Origin of the sequence: Helicobacter cynogastricus (genome assembly GCF_900197855.1) — a bacterium.
Lineage (GTDB): Bacteria > Campylobacterota > Campylobacteria > Campylobacterales > Helicobacteraceae > Helicobacter > Helicobacter cynogastricus.
In genome coordinates this window covers 4649-28293 of the sequence record NZ_FZMQ01000015.1, presented here as the reverse complement: position 1 = coordinate 28293, position 23645 = coordinate 4649, and the positions used below count along the sequence as shown (strand labels likewise).

General features: G+C 43.9%; 25 protein-coding genes and 1 pseudogene. 15 read left to right on the top strand and 11 right to left on the bottom strand.

The features are described 5' to 3' along the window. The first annotated feature begins 2 nt into the window (after window positions 1-2). Genes C6H00_RS06725 through C6H00_RS06710 form a run of 4 tightly spaced genes read left to right on the top strand, consistent with a single transcriptional unit; the run spans window position 3 to window position 2204 of the window. Window positions 3-443 (top strand): molybdopterin synthase catalytic subunit, encoded by a 441-nt coding sequence (locus C6H00_RS06725; RefSeq protein WP_104750230.1) that lies wholly within the window; start codon window positions 3-5, stop codon window positions 441-443. Further along, a complete protein-coding gene (gene mog / locus C6H00_RS06720; RefSeq protein ID WP_104750229.1) occupies window positions 440-970 on the top strand; it encodes a molybdopterin adenylyltransferase in 531 nt (176 codons plus the stop codon). Before C6H00_RS06725 ends, mog begins: the two co-directional genes overlap by 4 nt. Beyond that, on the top strand, window positions 967-1446 hold the full coding sequence (gene moaC / locus C6H00_RS06715; RefSeq protein ID WP_104750228.1) for a cyclic pyranopterin monophosphate synthase MoaC: 480 nt from the start codon (window positions 967-969) through the stop codon (window positions 1444-1446). Before mog ends, moaC begins: the two co-directional genes overlap by 4 nt. 2 nt (window positions 1447-1448) lie before the next feature. Then, a complete protein-coding gene (locus C6H00_RS06710; protein WP_104750227.1) occupies window positions 1449-2204 on the top strand; it encodes an HpaA family protein in 756 nt (251 codons plus the stop codon). Between the two features lie 72 nt (window positions 2205-2276). On the opposite strand, the gene flgL is transcribed toward C6H00_RS06710, so the two are convergent. Next, the gene (flgL, locus tag C6H00_RS06705; protein WP_104750226.1) at window positions 2277-4808 is read right to left on the bottom strand and encodes a flagellar hook-associated protein FlgL; all 2532 of its coding nucleotides are present in this window, start codon (window positions 4806-4808) and stop codon (window positions 2277-2279) included. 118 nt (window positions 4809-4926) lie between these two features. Here flgL and rplU point away from each other — a divergent pair, with 118 nt between their 5' ends. From rplU to C6H00_RS08575, 10 genes are all read left to right on the top strand, one after another. Further along, window positions 4927-5238, top strand: coding sequence for a 50S ribosomal protein L21 (gene rplU / locus C6H00_RS06700; protein ID WP_104750225.1), 312 nt, complete (start codon window positions 4927-4929; stop codon window positions 5236-5238). A 12-nt stretch (window positions 5239-5250) separates the two neighbouring features. Beyond that, the gene (gene rpmA, locus C6H00_RS06695; protein WP_104750224.1) at window positions 5251-5517 is read left to right on the top strand and encodes a 50S ribosomal protein L27; all 267 of its coding nucleotides are present in this window, start codon (window positions 5251-5253) and stop codon (window positions 5515-5517) included. A 146-nt stretch (window positions 5518-5663) separates the two neighbouring features. Next, window positions 5664-7133: an ABC transporter substrate-binding protein gene (locus C6H00_RS06690; RefSeq protein WP_407645544.1), complete on the top strand. Its 1470-nt coding sequence runs from the start codon at window positions 5664-5666 to the stop codon at window positions 7131-7133. A 17-nt stretch (window positions 7134-7150) separates the two neighbouring features. Next, window positions 7151-8155, top strand: a complete 1005-nt coding sequence (locus tag C6H00_RS06685; protein ID WP_104750222.1) for an ABC transporter permease — start codon at window positions 7151-7153, stop codon at window positions 8153-8155. After that, window positions 8155-9012, top strand: coding sequence for an ABC transporter permease (locus C6H00_RS06680; protein WP_104750221.1), 858 nt, complete (start codon window positions 8155-8157; stop codon window positions 9010-9012). Before C6H00_RS06685 ends, C6H00_RS06680 begins: the two co-directional genes overlap by 1 nt. A gap of 9 nt (window positions 9013-9021) precedes the next feature. Next, window positions 9022-9894 carry an ABC transporter ATP-binding protein gene (locus tag C6H00_RS06675; protein ID WP_104750220.1) on the top strand — a complete coding sequence of 291 codons (873 nt, stop codon included), beginning with the start codon at window positions 9022-9024 and terminating at the stop codon, window positions 9892-9894. After that, window positions 9891-10691, top strand: coding sequence for an ABC transporter ATP-binding protein (locus C6H00_RS06670; RefSeq protein WP_104750219.1), 801 nt, complete (start codon window positions 9891-9893; stop codon window positions 10689-10691). The genes C6H00_RS06675 and C6H00_RS06670 overlap by 4 nt, the downstream gene beginning before the upstream one ends. A gap of 3 nt (window positions 10692-10694) precedes the next feature. Beyond that, window positions 10695-11693 carry a GTPase ObgE gene (gene obgE, locus C6H00_RS06665; protein ID WP_104750218.1) on the top strand — a complete coding sequence of 333 codons (999 nt, stop codon included), beginning with the start codon at window positions 10695-10697 and terminating at the stop codon, window positions 11691-11693. A 26-nt stretch (window positions 11694-11719) separates the two neighbouring features. Beyond that, on the top strand, window positions 11720-12454 hold the full coding sequence (locus tag C6H00_RS06660; RefSeq protein WP_233704467.1) for a tetratricopeptide repeat protein: 735 nt from the start codon (window positions 11720-11722) through the stop codon (window positions 12452-12454). Between the two features lie 453 nt (window positions 12455-12907). Beyond that, the gene (locus C6H00_RS08575; RefSeq protein ID WP_158655751.1) at window positions 12908-13075 is read left to right on the top strand and encodes a hypothetical protein; all 168 of its coding nucleotides are present in this window, start codon (window positions 12908-12910) and stop codon (window positions 13073-13075) included. A gap of 11 nt (window positions 13076-13086) precedes the next feature. Here C6H00_RS08575 and C6H00_RS06655 read toward each other — a convergent pair whose 3' ends face one another. The 8 genes from C6H00_RS06655 to C6H00_RS06620 form a co-directional block, all read right to left on the bottom strand. Beyond that, window positions 13087-13953 (bottom strand): outer membrane protein, encoded by an 867-nt coding sequence (locus C6H00_RS06655; protein WP_324728655.1) that lies wholly within the window; start codon window positions 13951-13953, stop codon window positions 13087-13089. 85 nt (window positions 13954-14038) lie between these two features. Next, entirely contained in the window at window positions 14039-15100 is a 1062-nt protein-coding gene (locus C6H00_RS06650; protein WP_233704466.1) for a metallophosphoesterase, read from the bottom strand. Window positions 15101-15334: 234 nt separating this feature from the next. Next, window positions 15335-16123 carry a DNA adenine methylase gene (locus C6H00_RS06645; RefSeq protein ID WP_267892010.1) on the bottom strand — a complete coding sequence of 263 codons (789 nt, stop codon included), beginning with the start codon at window positions 16121-16123 and terminating at the stop codon, window positions 15335-15337. Window positions 16124-16366: 243 nt separating this feature from the next. Further along, window positions 16367-17212: an outer membrane protein gene (locus C6H00_RS06640; RefSeq protein ID WP_233704465.1), complete on the bottom strand. Its 846-nt coding sequence runs from the start codon at window positions 17210-17212 to the stop codon at window positions 16367-16369. A gap of 736 nt (window positions 17213-17948) precedes the next feature. After that, a complete protein-coding gene (locus tag C6H00_RS09015) occupies window positions 17949-18299 on the bottom strand; it encodes an outer membrane beta-barrel protein (RefSeq protein WP_267892009.1) in 351 nt (116 codons plus the stop codon). Next, a complete protein-coding gene (locus tag C6H00_RS09010; RefSeq protein ID WP_267892008.1) occupies window positions 18269-18997 on the bottom strand; it encodes an outer membrane beta-barrel protein in 729 nt (242 codons plus the stop codon). Before C6H00_RS09010 ends, C6H00_RS09015 begins: the two co-directional genes overlap by 31 nt. Window positions 18998-19060: 63 nt before the next feature. Then, window positions 19061-20665 carry an ABC-F family ATP-binding cassette domain-containing protein gene (locus C6H00_RS06625; protein WP_104750214.1) on the bottom strand — a complete coding sequence of 535 codons (1605 nt, stop codon included), beginning with the start codon at window positions 20663-20665 and terminating at the stop codon, window positions 19061-19063. 30 nt (window positions 20666-20695) lie between these two features. After that, window positions 20696-21862 carry an MFS transporter gene (locus C6H00_RS06620; RefSeq protein ID WP_104750384.1) on the bottom strand — a complete coding sequence of 389 codons (1167 nt, stop codon included), beginning with the start codon at window positions 21860-21862 and terminating at the stop codon, window positions 20696-20698. Between the two features lie 169 nt (window positions 21863-22031). On the opposite strand from C6H00_RS06620, the gene C6H00_RS06615 reads away from it, so the two are divergent. Then, window positions 22032-23024, top strand: coding sequence for a beta-1,4-N-acetylgalactosaminyltransferase (locus C6H00_RS06615; protein ID WP_407645543.1), 993 nt, complete (start codon window positions 22032-22034; stop codon window positions 23022-23024). On the opposite strand, the gene nusB is transcribed toward C6H00_RS06615, so the two are convergent. After that, on the bottom strand, window positions 22981-23385 hold the full coding sequence (gene nusB / locus C6H00_RS06610; RefSeq protein WP_104750213.1) for a transcription antitermination factor NusB: 405 nt from the start codon (window positions 23383-23385) through the stop codon (window positions 22981-22983). The genes C6H00_RS06615 and nusB overlap by 44 nt on opposite strands. Beyond that, a pseudogene (locus tag C6H00_RS09095) lies at window positions 23385-23645 on the bottom strand (6,7-dimethyl-8-ribityllumazine synthase); the annotation flags it as partial. The pseudogene C6H00_RS09095 and the gene nusB, both read right to left, overlap by 1 nt.

Genomic DNA, 23645 nt, shown 5'->3' with positions numbered 1-23645 from the left:
AGGTGCTAGAAGTCTTTGATGGGGCTTTAAACACAGCGCGACTCTATAGCCAATGGGGGGGATTTTGCCAAACACAAAATGGGGGGGCTTTGTGCGTTTTTAGCGGAATTGTGCGTGCAGAGGGGGCAGACTTTAAAGGCTTGAGCTTTGATGTGTATTTGCCCTTATTGCAAAACTGGTTTGATGCATGGGATCAGGAGGCGCGCGCCTTAGGTGTTGCGTTGCGTATGGCGCACTCTAGGGGGGATGTGGGCGTAGGGCAGAGCTCCTATATGGCGGGTTTGATTTCTGCACACCGCAAAGAGGCACTAGAGTTATACGCGCGCTTTATTGAAGATTTCAAGCACAACGCCCCCATTTGGAAGTATGAGTTAAGGGGCGATCAGCGCTTGTACGCCCACAATCAGAGTCATCCTTTAAGAGGGAGCGGGTTATTGGCATGAAAGAGATTAAAGTAGGAATTGTAGTTAGTAGCGATCGCGCCAGTTTGGGTGTTTATGAGGATCAAAGCGGAGTGGCGATTCAAGAGGTGCTAAAGTGCTATATCTTGAACCCGCTCCACTTTGCCTACCATTTGATCCCCGATGCGCAGGCAATCATCGAATCGACCTTAATCAGTTTAAGCGATGAAGCGCGTTGTGATCTCATTGTTACAACTGGGGGCACAGGACCTGCCCCCAGAGATGTTACCCCAGAAGCCACGCAGGCGGTATGTACTAAAATGTTACCTGGTTTTGGAGAGTTAATGCGCGCGGCTAGTTTAAAATATGTCCCTACCGCGATCCTCTCTAGGCAGAGCGCGGGTATTCGAGGCTCTAGCCTTATTGTAAATTTGCCCGGCAAGCCTAAGAGTATTCAAGAATGCCTAGAGGCTGTGTTTCCAGCGATCCCCTATTGTATCGATTTGATCGGAGGAGCGTATATTGAGGCTAATCCTCAACATATTCAGATTTTCCGCCCTAAAAAATGAATTTGAGCCACTTGGATAGCCAAAATAACCCCTTGATGGTGGATGTGAGCTCTAAAAATCAGAGCAGTAGAGTTGCACTAGCGTGTGGCAAAATTTGCATGAGCAAACAGGCCTATCAAGCCGTTTTAGACAATCAGATTAAAAAAGGCCCCGTGTTGCAAACGGCAATCATTGCAGCTATCATGGGAGCTAAACAAACTAGCACACTTATCCCCATGTGTCATCCTCTACCTCTTGCAGGTGTCCATGTGGAAGTGCTGGAAAAAGAGGAGGAATGTGCTTTTGTCCTCAAAGTTAGCGTAAGATGCCAAGCGCAGACGGGAGTAGAGATGGAGGCTCTTACAGGTGTGAGCATAGGGCTTTTGACAATCTATGACATGGTAAAAGGCTTGGATAAATCCATGGTGATAGGAGAGATTTATTTAGAGCATAAGAGTGGGGGGAAAAGCGGAGAATATTTTAGGAATAAGGAGTGAGAATGGCGTGGAAGCGGCATTTAGTAAGTGCAGGGTTGGTGTTATTGTTGGCTGGTTGTGGCCCCAATATTGTTGTTACAGATCAAGTGCCTTTGCGTTTGGCTTACCATACTAGCGCACACCAAGCCCCAATTACTAATAAAGAAGTTATTCTTCTTAAGCCTGTATTGCAATACAGCGATAATATCGCTAGAGAATATGAACTTAAATTTAGGGAACAAATCGTTTTAAAAATCCAAGAAATTCTTAGAAATCAGGGTTATAAAGTGACTCTTGTAGATGTGAGTGATAAAAACGATCTTCCTTTTGCACAAAAACGAGATGGATATTTGGCACTGGAAACCAGCGGGGAGATTGTCTTGCGCCCCGATCCCAAAACTACAGAGCAGAAAAAGTCTAGTCCCGGGCTCATCTTTTCTAGTGGTATGGATGTAATAAAAGGCACTCTTGTTGCTATGGGCTACATTAAAGTGGTCTTTGTAGAACCTTTGAGTGGGGAGTCTGTAGATTCTTTTATGATTGACTTGAGCGAGATCAATGTTAAAGAGCCCTTTATTAAATCTAGTAAGTCTGAACATACCGGAGGTTTGCTAAGTTCGCTCTATAAGGGCAAAGACAATTCCAATGATGCTGTTAAAAAAGCACTCAATACTATTTTTGAATCCGTGATGCAAAAGATGGATCAGAGCATTACCCAAGCGCGTCTAAAAACCTATGCCAAAGACATCGCAGAATTGAAAGCGAGAAAACCTTATTAGCTCTTAGGTTACAAATACCATGAAACTTTTCTCTGCTCTTGGCCTAGTTTGGCCATACACGCTTTGAGCTGATCATACATAGTTACTCAGTGCCATTTGATTAATTTTGCTACTTGATGAGAGCACGGCATCGTAGTTATTGCGCAACTGAGAAAACTTATTATAGGTTTCTGCAATGTCTGTGCCCACGGTGTCGCCACGGATAGATTGCACCTGAGATTTGAGCACTTCGTTGCGTCTTAAAATATGTGCAAAACTACGGCTATGCGCGCCATTAGTAGCGATAATCTTTTCAATATGATCGCTTAGGTGATCTACCAACTCGATATTATTTTGAATCCCCAGATTGCGCATTTGCTCATTGTAATTATTTTGCAGAGCATCGGGGCGGTAAATCCCATCACGCACCGAATCGATCACTCCATCTAATTGCTTGAAAAAGTTGATATGGGGTTGATCGATAGTGAGGGCGTTGTTGGCATTGAGACGAATAGAAGGAGCGTCTTTTCTGAGAGTATCTGCAGAAAAATCATCCGCCTTTGTGTCAAAGAACATGAATCGCATTAAAGTTTTAGAGCGCATTTTATCTTGAATCACCATTTTGCCATTTTCATCAAGATTCACATTAACGCGGGTGTCCGCTCCTTGAAGTAAAGACAGAAAGGCCTCCTTACTCTCTTTGGAGGGTACGGACGCTTGAACTTGTTTGTAAAGCTTGCTATCTTGATTGCTATAGTCCATTGCCAAAGTAATCGCATCCATAAGCTGGCGATAGGTAAAATCATTAGGTTTTGTGAGCGTGGGAGCGGTCTCATTGCGGTTATAAAGGGGAATTTTATAAGGTGCACCTCCGCTTTTACTAGGTAATTCCAAAAATGCTCCCTTGTTATCTAAATCTAATTTGGCCTCTAGGGGTATCCCATTGTGGTCGTTGAACTTAAGAATGTAGCTTTGTTCACCTATGGTTGTGCCCATTACCTCAGAGAGCTTGGTCGCACCTGTGGCATATTCCATCGTTTTAGGGATCACCTGAGAGATATTGCCCACCAAGCGCGCCCCGCTGTGAGTGAAGTAGGTTTTTTGGTATTCACTAGCGTAATCTGTGGGCAAGGCCTTGACCTCTTGCCCTTTAGCATCTAAAGTTCTAAGTGTAAGACTAAGCCCATGCGGACCATCAAAAGGAGGAGTCTTGCTATCATGTTCTTTGTTTTTGATATTTTTATCAATGAGGCGTAAACGCCCGTCCTCAGAAAGTTCCACCTCTAAATTGCCTTGAAAATGTGTTTTGATGCTATCCATCAAATCTTGCAGGCTAGCGTCTTTGTCTAAAATCACCGGAGTTAGCGGGGTGGAGTCAATGCTACCATCCTTATGGTTGGGGCGTGTCCCACTAATTTCTAAAGAAGCTGCATTAGGACCTAAAATCTCGCTAAGTTTAGTGTTGCGATTGGCTGGGGTATTATCTTGAGTGATAAAAGCACTAGAGAGGTCTAAAATGCGGTGATCATAGGGATCAGGTATTGCTCGCAATGTTGAAAGAGCGCGATCGGTTAAAAATGGGCTTTTGACATAGTGAGTAACCCGCGCGTTACTGGTGTAGAGATCGGCTAGATTATCCACATTTTTTTCGCTAGAAACCATGTGAAAATCGATGGTAGAGTTACCAGTGGTGAGGTCTTTAATCTCAATCTCTCCCCATGCGTTCAAGCTGACATCCACGACTTTATTACTAGAAGTATTGCCATAAGCCTTTCCAATTTGTTCTAGTAGATCTTTAATTGTGGTGGCATCTTCTTCTTTGTCATAAGCCTTATCTAGGGCAAATTTTGCCTTAAAAGCACTTCCATCAGGGCGCACACCTTGTAAATAAAAATACTCTTTAGGGTCATTGCTAGGATTATCATCGGTGTCTCCAATTAGGTCGCGCAAAGTGTCGTCTGCTTGCACAAACACCTCTTTAGGTTCAGCAGTTTTATTGAGCGCATCCATAATATCTGGGTGCAACTTGCTTTGATTGAGCATTTTAATATTGCTGGTGATATGTTTTTGTCTATCAAGATCTTTCCCCAAAAAGAGGGCCTTGCCAGTTACATTATAGGGCACAAGATTATTTGCCCCTACCAATGCGTTGAGATTTTCGTTATTGCCATAGTAATTCCCCTTAGAATCAAAGGGTTTACGATCCACCTTGCTTCCTGCAAAGAGGTATTCGTCCCCGATGGAGGTATTAGCAACATTGATCATGTGTGCCTTGAGTTTTTCTAGGTCAAGAGCGATGGCTTGGCGCGAGGTAGTAGAATGCACATCGTTAGCGGCTTGGATTAATTTTGTTTTGAATTGTTCCATTGTACTAGAGAGCTCGCTCAAGGCTTTATCAGTGTTGAGTGTTGAGGTATGAGCACTCTTAGCAACATCAATATTTTGATCAAGGGTGTTTTCTTCAAAGCCATATTTAAGATTTTGATTATTGATATTGCTATCTTGGTATCCATTCTGAATCTTGAGTCCAGAAGCAATCTTAGTATTAGCGGTATTGAGCTTATTCTGCAAGGTATTTTGATAGTAGTTCATTTGATTATAGCGGCCGTTATCGCTAATGCGCATAAGTCTCCCTTTACATGAGTTACTAAAAGACATGCAAGATGTATGCCATGTATGGCAACTCATTTTTAAGCTTTTTCGTGTTAAGATGGAGGCTAAATTTTGTTTTTAGGACTTTGGCATGTACGCAGTGTTTAAAAATGGAGGCAAGCAGTATAAAGTGCAAGAGGGTGATGTTGTCTTGCTAGATAGGCTCAATTTAGAATCTAAAGCCCATTTAGAGCTAGATCAAGTTTTGGCTGTATCTAAGGAGGGGGGTGTTGTTTATGGCACTCCTCTAGTGAGTGGGGCTAAAATTGAAGCTGAAGTGATCAATGAGGGGCGAGGCAAAAAAGTCATCATCTTTAAGAAACGCCGCCGTAAGGATAGCAAAACTAAAAGAGGTTTTAGACGAGATTTCACTCGAGTAAAAATTACAAAAATCGTAGCGTAAAAGGATTAAGATATGGCGCACAAGAAGGGTCAAGGAAGTACACAAAACAATAGGGACTCAGCAGGAAGGCGTTTAGGCGTTAAAAAATTTGGCTCGGAATTTGTCAGAGCTGGCAATATCATCGTACGCCAAAGAGGCACTAAGGTGCATCCGGGTAAAAATGTAGGCATGGGCAAGGATCATACCCTCTTTGCCTTGGTAGATGGGGTGGTGTGTTTTAGCTATAAAAATAAAGAGCGCAAGAAGGTGAGCGTGTTAGCACAACAAGATCAGGGTTAAATCATCCTTAGGAGAGGAGAGTAGGAGCGAATATGAGAGGCTTGTTGCTGGGGGTTTTTGGGATTTGGTTGCTAGGGGGCATCTTGGGAGCAACGGGCAAGTTTGGAGGGACTCTAATCTATGCTAGGGGCGCAGATGGTTCGAGTATGGACCCAGCTCTAGTAACTGATGGAGAGAGTTACGCCACCACAGGCAACATTTATGAAACTTTGGTGCGTTTTAAATACGGCACTACAGAGATTGAACCCTCTTTAGCAACTAGTTGGGAGATTTCCCCAGATGGCCTGACTTATACCTTTCATTTACGAAAAGGTGTTTATTTTCATACAACCAAGTATTGGAATAAAAAGGTCGAGTTTAAAGCTAAGGATGTACTCTTTTCTTTTGAGCGACAAATGAAAGCTGGCAAACCCTACTATAAAAGCGGAAGAAGCTATGTATACTGGGAAAGCATGGACATGTCTGATATCATCAAAAGCATTCAGGCTTTAGATGATTATACTATCAAAATTACTCTCAACAGGCCAGAAGCTCCTTTTTTGGCGGATTTGGGGATGGATTTTCTTTCTATCTTGAGCGCAGATTATGCGGATTATCTTGCCAGTCAGAATAGAGAAGAAGAGCTCTCAAAAAAACCCATCGGTACAGGTCCTTTTAAATTTGGTCTTTGGATCAAGGACGAGAGAGTCATTCTGACCAAAAATGATCAATATTGGGGTCCCAAAGCCTACTTAAACAGGGTTGTTATTCGCGTGATTCCTAATCCTTCTTCTCGAGTTTTGGCTTTACAAAAGGGCGAGGTTTCTATGATTAGCGCACCTAATCAAAGTGAAGTGGCCAATTTAGAAAGTCTTCCCAATGTGGTAGTAGATAGAGACCCCGCACTCATGGTTTCATGGATTAGTATTAACACTCAAAAGAAACCTTTTAGCAATCGTTTGGTACGCCTCGCGCTCAATTATGCTGTCAACCTTGATGATTATATTAAAGTTGTCTATGAGGGGTATGCTAAAAAAGCGGTTAATCCCCTGCCACCGGGCATGTGGAGCTATAATACAGACATTAAACCTTATCCCTATGATCCAGATAAAGCCAAACAACTTTTAAAACAAGCAGGGTATCCAGATGGTTTTGAAACCACTCTCTACACTGCCTCGCGCCACAGAAAACAAGCTGCTGAATTCATTCAAGCGCAACTTCTGAAAGTAGGAATAAAGGTCAAGATTGAGTTTTTGGAATGGGGGGCGTATTTAAAGAAGGTAGCTAGGGGCGAACATGAAATGGCTTTTAGTGGCTGGCGCGCTGATACAGGCGATCCGGACAATTTTCTCTACACCCTTTGGAGCAAGCATGCCGCTTTGCAGATTCCCTCACAAAATCACTCTTTCTATAAGAGTGTGGCTTATTCAGACCTTGTAACACGCGCCAAAGAAGTAACAGATGAACAGGAGCGCATTAGGCTTTACAAAGAGGCGCAGGTCGTTTTTCATAAAGATGTCCCATGGATACCTCTAGTTTATCCAGATGAAATTATCCCGCATTTGGCTAGTCTCAAAGGTCTCAAGTTAACGGGGGTGCAACTTAACCGCTTTGCCAATTTTTATTTTGATAGATAGAATCGTAGGAGGTACTTTTGTTAAGTTTCATCCTCAAACGGATTCTTTGGACTATCCCCACCCTTTTTGGGGTAACTATCATCGTGTTTGCGATGGTGCACTTAGTGCCCGGCGACCCCGCCTTGATGATCTTAGGCGAGCATGCTAGCAAGGAATCTGTAGAGGCCTTGCGGGAGCAAATGGGGCTAAATAAACCTCTCTTAGAGCAGTATTTTCTCTATATCAACCACATTTTTCATGGCGATTTTGGCAGGTCTTTTATGTCTGGCGAGCCCGTGATTAAAGAGTTTTTGCAACGCTTTCCGGCCACTATCGAGCTCTCTTTGAGCGCGCTAATCATCTCGATCATCTTGGGGCTTTTTGTTGGCATTTTGGCCGCTATTAAACGCTATAGCTTCTTTGATTACACTAGCATGAGCCTAGCTCTTGCTGGGGTGTCTATGCCGGTCTTTTGGCTGGGCTTGATGCTCATTTATTTTTTCGGTGTCAAACTGGGTTGGTTTCCAACTTATGGGCGTTTGAGCGATCAATTCTACCTAGATGGCCCTACAGGTTTTTATCTAATTGACAGCCTGCTAGCCCATGATTATGAGGCTTTTGTAGACGCGCTCAAGCATTTAATTTTGCCTGCCACCGCTTTAGCTACCATTCCCACCGCCATTATCGCGCGCATGACGAGAGCTAGCATGCTTGAAGTGGCCAAAGAAGACTATGTGCGCACGGCTAAAGCCAAGGGTTGTTCTCCTTTTAGAGTGATCGCTATCCATACCCTGCGTAACGCGCTCATCCCGGTTACCACTCTTGTAGGACTTATGTTAGCTGGCCTGCTAGGGGGAAGTATCTTGACAGAAACCACTTTTTCATGGCCGGGGGTGGGCAAGTGGATGGTCAACGCTCTCAACCAGCGCGATTTTCCTATCATCCAAACTTCTAGTCTTATTGTGGCGGTGATTTTCATCACAGCTAATTTGCTTGTGGATATTTTATATGCCTTTATTAACCCTAGAATAAGGCTCTCATAGTGGAACGCTTTACAGAATTTTGGGGGCAGTTTAAAAAGAATAAAGCAGCGGTGGTGGGGGCTTGGATCGTGCTTTTTTTGATCCTCTGCGCTTTGTTTGCTCCCGCGCTCACCAAACATAACCCCTACGCCCAAAATGTCCAAGAGAGATTAAAAGTACCTGTTTGGGAGGCTGGAGGGAGCTCTAAACACCTGCTTGGCACAGATGATTTAGGGCGCGATGTTTTCACCCGCCTGCTCTATGGTGCGCGTATTTCACTGACGATCGGGGTGGTTTCCATAGGGATCGCTCTCTCCCTTGGCATTGTGCTAGGGCTAGTGGCGGGCTATTTTGGCAGACGGACTGATATGATCATCATGCGCCTTATGGATCTAATGCTCTCCTTGCCCTCTATTTTACTCATTATTATCGTAGTGGCGATTTTGGGACCCTCCCTATTTAATGCTATGTTAGCCATTGGAATCGTGGGCATTCCGGGCTTTGCGCGCATTGTGCGCGCCTCTGTCTTGGCAGAGAAAGAAAAAGAATATGTCATTGCCTCTAAGGTTAATGGCTCAGGACATTTGCGCCTCATGTTTAAAGTTATTTTTCCTAACTGCGCCGTGCCCATCATCGTGCAAGCCACGATGGGTTTTGCCTCTGCAGTGTTAGAGGCTGCTGGTTTAAGCTTTTTGGGACTGGGCGCACAACCCCCTACACCAGAGTGGGGCGCGATGCTCTTAGACGCGATGCAATACCGCAACACAGCCCCCTGGCTCATCATTTTCCCGGGCGGGATGATCTTTTTGACCGTGATGGGCTTTAACTTATTGGGCGATGGGATCATGGACGCGCTCGATCCCAAACACACACGCTAGGGGTGGCTTATGCAAGAGACTTTGCTCAGAGTAGACAATCTTAAAACCTATTTTTTTACCGATAAGGGCATTAATAAGGCGGTGGATGGGGTGAGTTTTGAGCTTAAAAAGTCTCAAACTCTGTGCATTGTGGGAGAGAGTGGAAGCGGGAAGAGCATTACCTCGCTCTCCATTTTAGGGCTGATCGACAAACCGGGTAAGATTGTGGATGGGGTGATTGAGTTTAATAGACAGGACTTGCTCAAACTTACCCAAAAGCAAATGCAAAAAGAGATTCGAGGCAAGAAAATTAGTATGATTTTCCAAGAACCTATGACTAGCCTTAACCCCTCTTATACGATCGGCTTTCAAATCAGCGAGGCACTCAAAATCCACCACCCCAATTTGAGTCGCAAAGAACGCTATGAGCGCGCGCTGGCTGAATTGGAGCGCGTGGGCATTCCGCATGCTAAAGAGCGTTACAACGACTATCCCTTTAAGCTCAGCGGAGGGCAACGCCAGCGGGTGATGATTGCCATGGCGATGGTGTGCGCGCCTGAGCTTTTAATCGCCGATGAGCCCACCACTGCCCTAGATGTTACCATCCAAGCCCAAATTTTAGAACTTATGCAAGAGTTGCAAGCCACTAAGGGTACTTCGATTCTTTTCATCACCCATGATCTAGGCGTGGTCGCTCAATTAGCCGATGCGGTGGTTGTGATGTATAAGGGGCATGTCGTGGAAAAAGCTAGCGCCAAAGAGCTTTTTAATGACCCGCGCCACCCCTACACTCAAGCCCTACTAAATGCTATCCCTAAACCGGGTAAGGAGCACCGCAAAAAACGCCTCCAAACTGTGGATGAAAATATGAACTATTTAGAGTTTCCCAGGGAGATTCGATGATTTTAAGAGCTAACGATCTATGCAAGACTTATAGCATCTCTCAAGGGATGTTTAAGCCTCCCAAGCTCATCCACGCAGTGCGCAATATCACCTTTAAGGTGCACCCGGGAGAGATTTTAAGCGTGGTAGGAGAGAGTGGCTGTGGGAAAAGCACCACAGCTAAACTTTTAATGGGGATTGAGAGTCCTAGCGCAGGAGAGATTTTATTCAATGACAAAAGCCTAACCCAATTTAGCAAAGCCGATTGGCAGGAATACCGCAAACATGTACAAATGATTTTTCAAGACCCTTATTCTAGTCTTAATCCTAGATGGCAGGTGGGGGATATTATTGCCGAACCCCTCTTGCTTAATACGAACTTTTCTAAGAAAGAGCGGCACGAAAAGGTCTTAGAAATGATGGATTATGTGGGGCTTAAACGCGAGTGGATCAGCCGTTACCCCCACCAATTCTCAGGGGGGCAACGCCAGCGCATCGGCATTGCGCGCGCGCTCATCATCCGCCCTAAAGTGGTGATCTGTGATGAACCCGTTTCGGCTTTAGATGTCTCTATCCAAGCCCAAGTGCTTAACTTGCTATTAGATTTGCAAAAAGAAATGGGCTTGACCTATGTCTTTATTAGCCATGATTTGGGTGTGGTGGAACACATCAGCGATCGCATTTTGGTGATGTATCAGGGCGAGATTGTGGAGCGCGGCGATGTGGAGAGTGTGTTAAGCGATCCTAAAGACCCCTACACTAAAAAACTCTTACACGCCGTGCCCCATTTAGAAAAATCCATGCAACGCTTTTTTTAGTCCATGTTTGTCGATAGTGTAGAAATTATAATCGCCTCTGGCAAGGGCGGACCGGGTGCGGTGAGTTTTAGGCGCGAAAAATTTGTGATCAAGGGCGGACCGGATGGAGGGGATGGAGGCGATGGGGGGGATGTGTTTGTGCAGGTGAGCAATAACACCGACACACTGGGAGCCTTTAGGGGCAAAAAGCACTATAAGGCAAAAAATGGCGCGCCCGGGGGTCCTAAAAATTGCAGTGGCAAGAAGGGGGAGAGTGTTACTCTCATCGTGCCCCCCGGGACACAAATTTACGATCAGCAAAGCGGGGAGTTGTTAGGGGATTTTATAGAATGCACCACGCCTATTAAGCTTTTGCAGGGGGGCAGGGGGGGGATGGGCAATGCGCGCTTTAAAAACGCCGTGCAACAACGCCCCACCTACGCCCAAAAAGGGTTAGAGGGGGTGGAATTAAGCGTGCGCTTGGAGCTAAAGTTAATTGCTGATGTGGGCTTGGTGGGCTTTCCTAATGTGGGAAAAAGCACTTTAATTAGCGTGATCTCTAATGCGCGCCCCAAGATCGCCAATTACGCCTTTACGACCTTAGTGCCTAATTTGGGGGTGGTGAGTGTAGGGGATTTTAAAGAGTTTGTGATCGCAGACATCCCCGGGGTCATTGAGGGAGCCAGCGGGGGCAAGGGCTTAGGGCTAGCATTCTTAAGACACATTGAGCGCACGCAGTTTTTACTCTTTGTGCTGGATGTAAGTTTGGATTTAGAGGCGCAGTATCAAAAGTTGCGCCACGAATTGGGCGCGTTTTCGCCCATTCTGCAACAACGCGCTTTTGGGGTGGTGCTTAATAAAATAGACCTGCTCCCCACTGAAAAGCTTGTTAGCACTCTAAACGCCTTTGAGACAAACCTCAACCCCAAGCCTGCCTTTATTCTGCCCATCTCGGCTCACACTACGCACAACACTGCCCAGCTGGTACAAACCCTAGCCCAACATTTGGATAAAAATCTATAGGGAGTTTGCATAGTTTTAGCGGTCGTGTGATCAAAGTCTTAGGGGCTTTGTTTTTGTCTGTAGGCTTGTGTTCTGCAGGGAGTGCACAAGAGCTTTATAAGCAGGCCCAAACCTATTACAAGCGAGATAACTATGCTAAGGCGTTGGAGTATTTTAAAAAAGCAGCCAATGCGGGCGAGGCTATGGGGTATCTTGCTTTAGGGCTGATGTATGGCAATGGTGAGGGGACTCATAAAGATATACATCAAGCTTTCAAATACTACCAAAAAGCCGCTAATGCGGGGGTTGCTGAAGCCTATACAAACTTGGGGTTTGCCTATGAAGAAGGGCATGGCGTGTCTCAAGATTATCAAAAAGCCGCCCAATATTACCAACAAGCCACAGATATGGGAGATGGGGAGGCTAGCTATTATTTGGGGCAGTTGTATTACAAGGGTCAAGGTGTTTCTAAGGATTACTCCAAGGCATGGACATGTTACATCATAGCCGTAAGTTTGGGAGATACACGGGCTTATTGGAGTTTAGGGAATATGTATTACGAGGGCAAGGGGACAATTAAGGATTATAAACAGGCCTTGGAATACTTCCAAAAAGCCACCGATGCGGGGGATGTTAGAGCGTATAATAATTTGGGAAACATGTATACCAAAGGCGAAGGTGTGGGGGTCGATAAAGAAATGGCCCATGAATATTTTAAAAAAGCCTGCAAAATGGGGGAAGAGCTAGGCTGTAAAAATGTCAAAAGGCTGTTTGGCAATTAGGTGCTTAGGGAGTTTTATATGAGAGTATAAACTATGAAATTAGAGTCAATCTTAAGCACAAATGACAGATTTTGTGATCATTTATAATGAACAAGCTTACCTGTGGAGGATGCAGAGATTTTTTTAAACAGGTACAAGTCTATTCTAGTCAGCAAGACGACAAAAGGGCTCTAGCTTTTCTTGAGAGGGCAGGAGGTTGGGAAGTTCTCGCATATATCGCCTTAGAAACACTCCACATCTCAAAGAAAGGATTATCTTCTGACTATTCTAAAGTCTTAGAATATTTCTAAAAGCAACAGATATAGGAAACGCACAGGCTTATTCTAAGTTGGCAGACATATATTATTTTGACTTGAGTATATGCGGGTTCATTCTCAAAGTGCTAAAAAATCGTTTATGGTTTCTCAACCTCTATTACTATTAGCATTAATGTAAACACATGTTCCATTTTGCTTGACTTTTCCCATCAATCACGCATTCCCCAAATCACCACAACTAGCCCAGCGCAATGAAAATTTTGACAAATTTCTTAAAAGCGTGGCGGATTTTGAGATCGAAAACCCCCAGCGTTACAAACACGAATTTGATAGTATTCTTAAAGATCTGCCCCCTCTAAACTAGGGGGCGTTGGTTTAGAAGTTGATCACATAGTTAGCAAAGACCCCCACTGTGCGTCTGAGGGTTTGCATGCCATAGTCGCCCTTCTTAGCAAGACCTTCTATGTTTTTGGTTGCTTCAAGCTTGACATAGGGGTCATCAATGGTGGGGATGCGCACACCAAACTCAAAACCTTGATGTTTGGTAAAGTTCATTCTAAAGCCAATGTTAAATAAGAACTGCACATAGGTAGGAGAAAAGGTAGCTTTTACCCCATCAACATCGTTGAAACCTGCTACGGCTTGTTTAGAAGCTTCGTTCAAAGTTTGGCAGTTGCCATTGTTATCTGTGATTGCGCATTGCCCATCGTATTTAGCTTCACCCATCAGCCATGAGCTCCCTCCAATCATTACACCGACAAAAGCCCCATAGGTTTGATCAGAGTTTTCATAAAAATTATAGAGAAAATCCGCACCCACGCCGTAAAATAAATTTGCAGCGGGTTGATTGACCTTAGCCGTGTAGGGATTGCCATTTTCATCATATAGCTGCGTGGTATACGAACCGCTCCCTCCCTGTCCGCTGAAAAAGCCATAATAGCGTAAACCAAAAATCTTACCTCCCCCAAAGAATTGTTTGTAACCAATTTGAATATCCGCACCAAAGAGGTTGCCAGAATAAGTGGGGACACCTTCTACTAAACCTGCAAAGTTCTTGCCTTGAAACCTGGGGGCATATTGAAAATTAGAATACTGAAAACCGCCCTCTATAAATACGCCATTATCTTCTGCGCTTAAGGGGGTGAGAGAGAAAAAGGCGAGCGCACCAAAACTTAAAAATGCCCGCTTAAGCTTGTGTTGTGTTGTGTTGTGTTGTGTTGTGTTGTGTTGTGCTACTACCATACCAAAAAACCCCTTAAAAACTAGAATAAAGTGATAATAAAAAAACAATGCAATGCTAATCCTTTTTGGCTTATATGTCAAGCCTTTAGGCTTGATTTTCAGGTTCTAAATGGATAGACACGATTTCGCTCTTGGTGAAGATGCGCACAGGGGGACCCCAAAAGCCACAACCGCTACTCACAATCATTTGGCAATCTTTTAAATGGTAATGCCCATAGATGTATTTTTGATCCAGCCACACCAAGAGGCTAAAGGGGAATATTTGCCCTGCATGGGTGTGTCCACACAAGAGTAAATCGGGTTTTTGCTCCAAATACCTTAGGGATTTGGGTTGGTGGGAGAGTAAAACGCTAGGCAGATTGGGGTTGGCTTGGGTAAAGATAGTCTTAAAATCGGGTTCAAAACGCTTAAAGCGATACCCTATCAGGTCATTTACTCCCATTAGATTAAGCCCCGCAACTTGAACGCTCTCATTTTGCAACATGCGTAAATGATTCTTTTTAAACACTTTAACAAGTGCATCCACCCCGTGGTAATATTCATGGTTGCCCAGCACACAATACGCGCCATATTTAGATTGGATACTTTTAAGCGGGGTTAAATCCTTTTGCACCAATTCCGCCTTTAAATCCGCCAAGTCCCCCACAATCACGACTATATCCGGGTGAAGCGCGTTGATACGATCGACGATCTTTTGCAAATAATCTTTTTTAAGATACGCGCCTATGTGCACATCGCTGATCATCACAAGGTGGCACGCTTCTTTTAAATTTTTTAGCTTGACACTGCGCCTTGTAATTACAAGATTAGTTGAATTATAAAAACCCTTTGCCATAGAGGTAGAGAAAACCCCTAGTAAACCTATATCCAAGAGTTTTTTAAGGCTTTGGCGTTTGTGTGTGTCTGTGCTTTGGGGAAGCGTTTTAAGCGCGATGGAGTGCAATAATAGCAGGCAGAAGAGAATAAAACTTGCGGCCATACTTATCCCCCCTAGGGCATACAAGAAGGTATGTAACGCTTCCAAATGGGCAAAAACTTTCATCTGCACGACCCGATAGAGAATATTTAAACCATACAGACAAATAGGCAAAAAGCGCAAAAAGGGATAGGTAGACTTCCTTAGTCTCAGATAGCTAAAGAGGTTCATGCAAAAAAAGACAAAAAGAAAAATTAGAGTAAAAGTTGTTATGCTCATTAGAGGCGGGTTTTACCATGTTTGTCAACAAAGATCAAGACGGGGCTACAAGAGCATGTTTAAATGCTTTAAAGAAGTTTAACCTCGGGCAAAAAAGGTCTAGAGAGAAAATTAGAAGTTTACGCCTGCCCCTTGCGCGCGCTGATTGCTAGTTTTAGCATACACAACTTTTTGCCAATATCCCTCTTAACTGCCTTTAAAGTCTTGCACTAACGCCTCTTTTATAGCGTTGCGGTTTTTTTCTTTAGCACCTAGATGGTAGAAATGATCCAAGAATTTTATCCGGTGCTCTTGATAGCGGTAGATATATGGATTAGTTCTATAGTTATTGCTATGCCAGGTAGAAAGTAAACAACTAGCCTGCGTGTGTTGGAGTAGATCGTGAAGTTTGTCCTTGTGTGCGCAGTTCCACGGACTAAAATAGTCTGCATATCTGCCAATATAGGGGGGATCGCAATAGATAAAGTCACCACCTCGTGCCTCTTTAAAAATCTGCGTAAAATCACAACAGAGGAATGTATAGTCATTCTGTGCAATGCGCTCACGCACCCACTCAACTTGGTTAGTAATTTTTGTGATATAAGCGGGAGCGAAGTGGCGATCTTTTTTGCAATAGGGGACATTGAAGTCTCCCTTGGCATTAAAGCGCATGAGCCCATTAAAACAACTGCGGTTGAGAAATAAAAAATCATGAGGGTCTTGGCTCTTATTAAATCTTTGTCGCACCCTCAAGTAATGCTCTTGCCCGTCTCTATCTAAATTCTTGCCTTCTTGAATCAAAAATGCACGCACAGAATCCTCAGTGAAATCGTCTCTTTTAATGGCATTGTAAAAATTGATGATATGAGGATTGCTGTCGCTAAAAACGCCTACTTTGGGGGATAAATTAAACCCCACCACACCACTTTCCATGAAAGGTTCGTAATAAATCCCTGACATATCCCAGTCTCTAAATAGCTGTTGGATATGGGACACAACTTAGACTTGATACCCTATCTTTAAAGGAGGAATCCTTATTTTTGAGGATTTTAGCATGGTCTAATACCCCAGTAGCGCAGATATTCTGCAAGATTGCGCATAATCTTATAATTTTCTCAAACCCATTAAATCCGTTAAACCCTTTAAATCTTATAACTCCAAAATCTATCAACTTCATAACCAAGCAAGCGAATACAAGTCCGCAACCGTAGCAGAAACAAAATGAAGCTAGATTGCCAATTAGAAGTTATAAACATAGTTCACATAAAGAGCCACCTTGCGTCTAAAAGTATAAACCACTTCAGCCCCCTGCACAACTGTTGTTACACCCCCTAGGTCTGTTACTGTTTCTGTTATTGTTGCTTTGTAATAAGGTCTGTCAATGATGTAGTCAAGGATGGGGATACGCACGCCAAATTCAAACCCTTGATTCTTGTTAATATTAGTTCTAAAGCCCGCATTGACAATGACTTGCGCATAACCGGGAGAAAAGGTAGCCTTTCTAGGCTCTCCCACAGTGCTTTTGGTGTTGTCTGCTAGATCTTTAAAATGATCGTTCATGCTCACACAACTCCCCTTGCTGTCGAGCCAAACATATTTTCCATTTTTCTTAGCTTCCCCCATCAGCCATAAGTTTCCCCCAGCCATCACGCCGGCAAAAATGCCAAAGATTCTCTCATTATCATCATAGAAATTGAAAAGCACATCAACTCCCGCGCCAAAGAATAAATTCACAATGGGTTGGTCGTATCGGCCATCTTGATCATAATAACTCCCTCCCTGCCCACTAAATGTACCATAGTAACGCAAGCCAAAACGTTTACTTTGACCAAAGAATTGTTTGTATCCAATTTGAAAATCTCCGCCGTAAAGATTGCCCTTATAATCTGTTTTATCCTTAAAACCGGGTGCTCCATCGGGGTATGCATCCTTTACTACGTCTTCAATCCTTGGGAGATCGCCTTGCGCAATCCGCTGTGCTTCTTCCGGTGTCATTCCTGCTTCTTCATAGCGTCGAATACGATTCTGTAACATCTTTTGAATCAAATCCTGCGCGCTGATTGGTTTAACAACAGATGTAGTCATGCCACTAAAATTTGAATATTGGAACCCGCCCTCTATAAATAGGCCATTATCTTCTGCGTCTAAAGGAGCTAGAAATAAAAACGCAAGGGTGCTAAACCCTAAAAACTTGCAATTAAGTTTGTGCTGTGCTATGCCATTCTACCAAAACTCTTTAAACATAAGAATAAAAAAAGATGAAGTAATGCTAGTTATTTTTAGCTTATTTGCCAAACCCCTTACTCGCTAAATATTCCTCATAACTGCCCTAAAGTTTATCCATGGCGCTGTGGTTTTTTCTTTAGCACCCAAATGGTAGAAAGGATTCAAGAGTTTTTACTTAGTATTTCTAATAGTAGTTAGTAGTAGACATATGGATTGGTTTGGTAAACGTTACTATACCAAGTGGAGAGCAGAAAGCTAGCCTGTGTGCGTTTGAGCGGATGTGGATTGTCCTCGTGTGCGCAGTTCCACGGACTAAAATAATCTGCATATCTGCAATATAGGGGGGATCACAATAGATAAGGTTGTTACCTCGTGCCTCTTTAAAAATCTTCATAAATCTTTAAGAAAGAATTACTATTTTTGATTTTATCATGATTTGATGCCCCGATAGTGCAGGTATCCCTCAAGGTTACAAATGTGTGAATGTTTTTACATGATTCCCTATTTTTAAAGTATTCCCTATGGGATCTAAGAAAGCCATTGCAGACATCAAGTTCACGATCGTAACAGAAACAAAATAAAACTAGGTTGTTAACTAGAAGTTATAAACATAGTTCCAATAAAGAGAGGCGTTGCGCCTAAAGGCTAGAGTTGCTTCGCTCCCCTTTCCTTCCCCTGTTAAATTCCCTTTATCATCCACTTTTACTACCGCTTTCGTTTCTGTGACTTTGAAATAAGGGTCGTTAATAGTAGGAATGCGCACGCCAAGTTCAAAACCTTGGTGTTTTGTAAAATTCATTCTAAAGCCCGCATTGATAATGAATTGCACGAAAGTGGGGGAGAAAGTGGATTTGCCTGTATCGCCCTCTTCCTTGTTGATCACTTCCCCTAGATCGCGATAAAAATCGTTCATGCTCACACACTCTCCACCGCTGTTAAAAAACATTTTCCATTTTTTTCAGCCTTCCCCATCAGCCATGTGCTCCCTCCAATCATTACACCGGCGAAAATGCCATAAGTGTGGTCATTGTTCTCATAGAAGTTGTAAAGCGCATCGAATCCGATGCCATAAAACAGATTTGCAGAAGGTTGGTTGAATCTGTACCCATCGTTTTTATTGTAATAGCTCCCCCCTTGTCCACTAAATGTACCATAGTAACGCAAGCCAAAATGTTTTCTCTGGCCAAAGAATTGTTTATATCCAAATTGAATATTTGCTCCGTAAAGATTGCCATTAGAGGTTATTTCACTCTTAGAACCGGGTAGTCCATTGGGGTGTGTCTGCTTTACCTTTTTTTCAATCTCTGGGAGTTTTGATTGTACCATCTCTCGCGCTATTTCTGACGGTATCCCTTGTTCTTCAAGGATTTGCATATATTGCTGCGCTAACCCTTGAACCAAATCCTGCACACTGGTTGGTTTAACAACAGATGTATCGTTACCTGAAAAATTTGAATATTGAAACCCACCCTGTATAAACAGACCGCTATCCTCTGCACCCAAGGGGACTAGAGACAAGAGCGCAAGAGCACTAAACCCTAAAAATGCCCGCTTAAGCTGTGTGCTGTGTGCTGTGTGCTGTGTGCTGTGTGCTGTGTGCTGTGTGCTGTGTGCTGTGTGCTGTGTGCTGTGTGCTGTTATCATACCAAAATCTCCTTTACCAATATAAAATGAGAATATAATGTTAACCACAAATTGGGCTTATTGTCAAACCCCCTTGCTCGCCAAATACTCCTCATAACTCCCCTTAAAATCCACTACTTTTGCGCCCTTGTTGGTGGGCACAAGTTCAATAATGCGGTTAGCATACGCACTAATAAGCTCTCTATCATGGCTGACACAAATCACCGCCCCCTCAAATTTATACAACGCCTCGCCCAAAGCGATGATCGCCTCTAGGTCTAGGTGGTTGGTGGGTTCATCCAGCACCAAGAAATTACCCCGCTCAAGCATGATCTTAGATAAAACCATGCGGTGTTTCTCGCCACCACTCAGCGCGCTCACGCTCTTTTCTTGCTCCGCCCCGCTAAAGAGCATGCGCCCTAAAGCATTACGCACCTCGCCACTCTCAATCTTTTTATTAAAATTAAAAAGCCATTGATACAAACTCTCCTCCCCTTGAATGCTCTCGCTCACATCTTGGGGAAAATAGCCCCTTTGCACCGTAGCCCCCCATTTCACACTCCCGCTATCAGGAGCCAACTCCTCTACCAAGATTTTACACAGCGTGCTTTTACCAACCCCATTAGGTCCGATCAAAGCGATTTTATCCCTTGGGGCGATTTTAAGACTAACCTTATTTAACACCACCAAATCCTCATAAGACTTAGAAATCTGGCTACACTCTAGGGCTTCATTACCGATCGTGCGGTGGGGCTTAAAAAGAATGCTTGGATCGCGTCTGCTAGAAACCTCTATGCTTTGGATGTCCAGCTTTTCTAATTGCTTTTGCCGGCTAGTGGCTTGGCGCGCCTTACTCGCATTGGCTGAAAAGCGCGCGATGAAGCGCTCCAATTCCTCTTTTTCCTTGAGCTTTTTATTGCGCTCGGCTTCCTTTTGTTTGGCAATGAGCGTAGAGGCGATATACCAATCATCATAGTTTCCGCTAAATTCCCGCAGGGTGTTAAAATCCAAATCTAAAATATGCGTGCATACGGCGTTTAAAAAGTGGCGATCGTGGCTGATGATGACCATCGTGCCCTCGTGGCGTTTCAAGTTCTCCTCTAGCCAAGCGATCGCGTTTAAATCTAGGTTGTTAGTGGGTTCATCTAGTAGCAAAATATCAGGCTTAGGGAAAAGCACTTGGGCGAGCAGAATTTTAAATTTATCGCTACTAGGCAGGCTTTGCATTAAGTCATTGTGGCGGCTAGCAGGGATTCCCAAATCCTCTAAGATTTTTTCCACCACTACCTCGCATTCATAAAGCGGGTCTTCTTGCACGCAAATCATCTCTAGTTCAGCTAAACGGGCATTGATTTTATCATCGCTCAAATCCGCTTCTGTGTAGAGCTTTTCTCTCTCTTTGAGCGCGTCATAGAGAATCTTATTGCCCATTAAAACCGCATCTTTGAGGCTAAACTCTTCAAAGGCATATTGATCTTGTCCCAAAACCCCTAATTTTAGCCCTGGAACTACGCTGACCTCTCCACTGCTAGGCTCGATTTCTCCGGCTAAAATCTTTAAAAAGGTGCTCTTACCCGCCCCATTAGCCCCGATGAGTCCATAGCGTTTGTGTGCGTCTAATTTGAGATTGACATTTTCAAAGAGCTTTTTTGTGGCATAGCGCATGCTAACTTGGGTAGCTTGTAACATGGTGATCCTAAGTTTTTAGCTCAAGTATAACTACTTTACTTGAAAACTTGCCTTTTTAATGCCAAAATTTAAGATACTCAAGGCACTTAAAGCAAAGAGAGCCGCACACAGCCCGTTAAAATTGACATTAAAATGCGCCACCAGCCCGCCAGCCAAAGAGGCAAAGGTGATCCCCACATTAAAAGAGGCTTCATTGAGCGCGATGGTGTCATTTTGGGTATTTGGGGTGAAAACACGGGCTAGATGGTTGCACAACATTTTAAGCGGGGCGATGCAGGCAAAGCCAAAAAAGCCAAAGCCCATGACATTAGCGATTAAAACCCACTTTGGCAAGTAATAGCTAAAACTCATCGCGCTCAAGGCTAAAATTTGCATGGTGAGCAAAAAGCTTAAAGAAGCAAAAGAACCCCTTAAATCCGCTAATTTGCCCCCAAAGAGATTCCCCACTATGGCGGCAATGCCAAAGAATAAATAGGCATTGGCAATGCTCACTGGGCTAAAGCCGTGTTGTTCTAAGAGCATGCGCAAATAAATATAGACCACAAACATCGAGCCACAAGAAAAGGCAGTCACCAAAAAGCCCTGCCACACGGGCGCAAAACCAAAAGCCACCCATAGATTTTTAAAGTTTGCTTGCTTGCTGCTGAGTTTGGGCATGATGAATAGAGCGCAGAGAGCGACTAAAAAGCTCACACAGGCGATCAGCAAAAAGGGGGCTAAAAGCCCATAATGCTTAGATACTAGAATACCTATAGGCACGCCCGTAACTAACGCAATGGTTAGCCCGCTAACCATCAGGCTTAACGCCATGGTGGTCTTGGACTTGGGCGCAACCTTGATACTAATGATAGTAGCGATCACAAAGAAGAGCCCATGCATTAATCCCCCAATAAAGCGCGCTGTTAGCGCAACCCAGAGGCTAGAACTCACAAACATGATCGCATTGGAGAGAGAAAAAAGCCCAAGGGTGAAAATGAGCTGGTTTCTGTAATTAAAAGAGGAAATAAGCACGCTCACAATGGGCGCGCCAAAGACCACTCCGAGCGCATAAAAAGTTGCCAAATTACCCACCTCGCTATCAGAAACTCCATAATACGCACCAAGCGGAGTTAAAATCCCCGAGACAATGAATTCGGCTACCCCCAAGCAAAAACTAGAAAACGCCAATAATATAATAATACGCAGATAATGCCGCATGTTTTGCTCACAAGGATAAATAGCGCATTTTAACATGCTTATTAAATCGACTGGTATATAATGCGAGCTTTTATAAAGGAGTGTTCGTGTCCCTAAAACAACGATGTAAGATTGGTATCAACGCTTAAGACATGTTTACCGCCTTGCACTATGCCTACTCTCAGATTCGATCTATTACCATCCTCAAAAACAGAGGGTTTTTGCCAAAATCGCTCCTCTTAAAAATGAAGACTATATTCAAGCTAACCGCTCCAGCGGTGGAGGTGGTGTAATTCTTAGCATTCACAACAAAACCCTTTTAATTCCGGACAAGCCCCTGCACAAGGGATATTTTGAACACGATCCCAAAGCCAGCGACCCCAAAAGCCCCCTCAACCCTTGGGCGTTTATCCGTGTGAAAAATGAAATAGCGACTTTAGAGGCAAGTTTACATTCCATGCTACCGGCTATTCAAAGAGGAGTGATTGGCTATAATGATTGTGATGATGGGAGTGCAGAAGTGATCTTGGATTTCTGTCAAAAATTCCCTACTTTTATTCCCATAGCCTATCCTTATAAAATCATGGAGTTTGATCCTCCAAATTTCCACCACCAACTTTACCATTACTACAATTATGTGCTCTCTTTTATTCCCAAAGAGGAATGGGTGATAAAAATCGATGCAGATCACATTTACCATGCCAAAAAATTATACAGGAGTTTCTATAGCGTGGAATCTAAAACGAACTCTTGTGCTATTCAAGGATTGAATTTTATGTCCAAAATCAACAGGTGTGGATACAAAAAAGGGGGGGATTATGGTTGGTTGCCTGTTTGGGGCGATCAATGCCTTTTTTATAACAAACATTGTCGCCACATCGAAAATCCAAACCAAAGCAATCCCCATCGTTCGATCGAAACATTCGAATTGCCAGCTAAAGATGTGATTGGCGACCCCGAACTGATGCAATGGCACTTCTCCTATGTGAAAAAGCGCAACACCCACATGCCCAAGGACATAGAGTGGATCAGCCTAGAGGATTTAAAACCCACCATGCCAAGTTACTGGGCAAACAGATCGATCCAGATATGTTGGATGAAAAACGCATTTTGGAAATGCACGCCCAATTTAAACAGGTTTAGTGGGGGTTTTGCTTACACAGCGCATCTAAGATCGCATTAATGAGCTTAGGCGCGTTGTCTTCGCCGTAGTTTTTGGAGAGTTCGATCGCCTCATTGATCACTACCACCGGGTTAGTGGGGGTGTGCAAAATTTCATACGCGCCTAAGCGCAAAATCGCACGCTCCATAGAACCTATGCGTGCCAAATCCCAGTCTTTTAAAAGGGGTGTGAGCGCGTTGTCCAAAGATGGTAAATGCGCAAGTGTGCCTTCTAAGAGCTCAAGAGCAAAGTGTTGTTGGGCGTTTCTAATTTTCTTTTGGGTGAGAAAATCTGGAGCACTCTTAAGCATGGCTTCATTCCCACTCTCATAGGCGTAAAGCAGGCCCACCACCGCTTCCCTAACCTGACTGCGAGTCGCCATTAGAGTTGAGGATAGAGATTGAGCAATTCGATCAAGGTTTGCATCGCCTCAAAGCCTTTATTGCCCGCCTTAGTGCCCGCACGCTCTAAGGCTTGTTCGATGTTATCAGTGGTGAGCAGTCCAAAACTCACGGGCAGACCATACTTTAGCGTGGTGTTGGCAAAGTGCCCCTTTAAGGTGGTCCCTTCCGCGGCTCACCATAGTCAAAAATGTAGGGTCGCGCCTCGATCACTGCTCCTAGTACACACACTCCATCATAA